The organism is Chitinophaga sp., assembly GCF_036566945.1.
In the GTDB taxonomy this organism is placed as follows: Bacteria; Bacteroidota; Bacteroidia; order Chitinophagales; family Chitinophagaceae; genus Chitinophaga.
In genome coordinates this window covers 1-1,865 of the sequence record NZ_DATCVJ010000250.1, presented here as the reverse complement: position 1 = coordinate 1,865, position 1,865 = coordinate 1, and the positions used below count along the sequence as shown (strand labels likewise).

The following is a 1,865-nucleotide window of genomic DNA, read 5'->3' as shown; positions in this document are numbered from 1 at the left end:
GTTAGCTGTAGTTATACAGACGAATAACAACCGGAAGAATTGTATGTTTTTATTTTTTTTATTAAGTTAGGAGAAACAGTACATTTGCTGGCTGACCAGTATACAATAGATAATTTTAATATTTTAATAATATATTAAACTTACCCCTGCTCAAACTGGTTAAAAACTAACCCGTTAACAAATTAAGGTACCTGTTCTGCGAACAGTTTGTGTATAAATAAATATACTGCAGCACCTGATTTTTATGTAATCGTTGTATTTTTGTCCGATTAAGCTACTTTTAATAGGGTTACTTTTAAATATAAGGTGTAGATTAATTGCGGAATACGGAGCAGTATATCTCCCCAAATCATTTTCGTAATTTATTAAATCGGTGTAGAACGACTCCGGGAATGAATTTCAGGACATCGGCAGGTTTCTTATCGGGAAGCCTGGTCAGTGAAAAGCGGCACGAGTTTGTTTTGGCAAACGGGTTGTTCATTTAAATGGATTGAATATGAAGTATACTTGCTATGGACATTCTTGTTTTGCAGTGGAAATAAAAGGGAAAAAAATTCTTTTTGATCCTTTTATCACACACAATGAACTGGCCCAAAAAGTAGACATCCATGCCATAACGGCGGATTATATTTTTGTTTCGCATGGTCATGAAGATCATACAGCGGATTTGGTAGATCTGGCAAAACGGACCAATGCAACGGTGGTATCCAATTATGAGATTGTGACCTGGGCGGGAAAACAAGGGATTGAGAAATTGCATCCCATGAATACCGGCGGTAAATGGAAGTTTGATTTCGGCACTGTGAAATGCGTAGTGGCACAACATTCCAGCAGTTTACCGGATGGCACTTATGGTGGCAACCCGATGGGTTTTATATTTATGACGGAAGAAGGGAATTTTTATTATGCAGGCGATACTGCGCTCACGTTAGACATGGAACTGGTACCCGCAATTACCACACTGGATTTTGCGGTACTTCCTATCGGTGATAATTTCACCATGGGCATTGAAGATGCGATTGCAGCAGCTGAATTGATAGAATGCGATAAAATAATCGGTGTTCACTACAATACTTTCGGCTACGTTAAGATTGACGCTGACGCAGCCGTACAGCAGTTTGAGGATGCCGGTCTGGATCTGTTACTTCCCGAAATAGGAAGTACCATAGAGGTTTGAGGAAGAAGTGATCATTACTGATTTATCCTTTATCCTATAAATAACCTTTGATTTTTTAAACTACACAATGGCTAGAATAATCGCAATCGCTAACCAGAAAGGTGGCGTAGGAAAAACTACAAGTGCAATAAACCTGGCAAGCAGCCTGGCTGTGCTGGAATTTAAAACATTGCTGGTAGACGCGGACCCTCAGGCAAACAGCACCACAGGACTGGGTTTCGACCTGCGTAATGTGCAGCAAAGTTTGTATGATTGTATGGTGAACGATGTGCAGGCCAAAGACGTGATACTGGAATCAGATACACCCAACCTGAAAGTACTGCCCTCTCATATTGACCTTGTAGGGGCAGAACTGGAACTCATCAATCACCCAAGCAGGGAAAGAGTGATGAAACAGGTAATAGATACTGTTGAAGCTGATTACGATTTTGTAATTGTAGACTGCTCTCCTTCTCTCGGTTTGATCACCGTAAATGCACTCGTGGCATCTAACTCCGTGATCATCCCGGTACAGTGCGAATTTTTTGCACTGGAAGGTTTGGGTAAATTGCTCAATACCATCAAAATTGTGCAGAGCAGATTAAACATAGAACTGGAAATTGAAGGTATCCTGATGACCATGTACGATGGTCGTTTGCGCCTCAGCAACCAGGTAGTGGATGAGGTAAAACAACATTTTGAAGAAAGT

2 protein-coding genes are annotated in these 1,865 nt (G+C 40.6%); both read left to right on the top strand.

From position 1 onward, the window contains the following. Positions 1 to 496: 496 nt before the first annotated feature. Positions 497 to 1,177 carry a metal-dependent hydrolase gene (locus VIP81_RS07375; RefSeq protein ID WP_331957934.1) on the top strand — a complete coding sequence of 227 codons (681 nt, stop codon included), beginning with the start codon at positions 497 to 499 and terminating at the stop codon, positions 1,175 to 1,177. A 67-nt stretch (positions 1,178 to 1,244) separates the two neighbouring features. Then, positions 1,245 to 1,865, top strand: a 621-nt coding sequence (locus VIP81_RS07370; RefSeq protein ID WP_331957932.1) for an AAA family ATPase, incomplete at its 3' end; no start/stop codon positions are given.

Excerpts from the sequence above, each read along its gene's own strand:
- VIP81_RS07375 (WP_331957934.1), top strand. The coding sequence starts at position 497 with ATGAAGTATACTTGCTATGGACATTCTTGTTTTGCAGTGGAAATAAAA.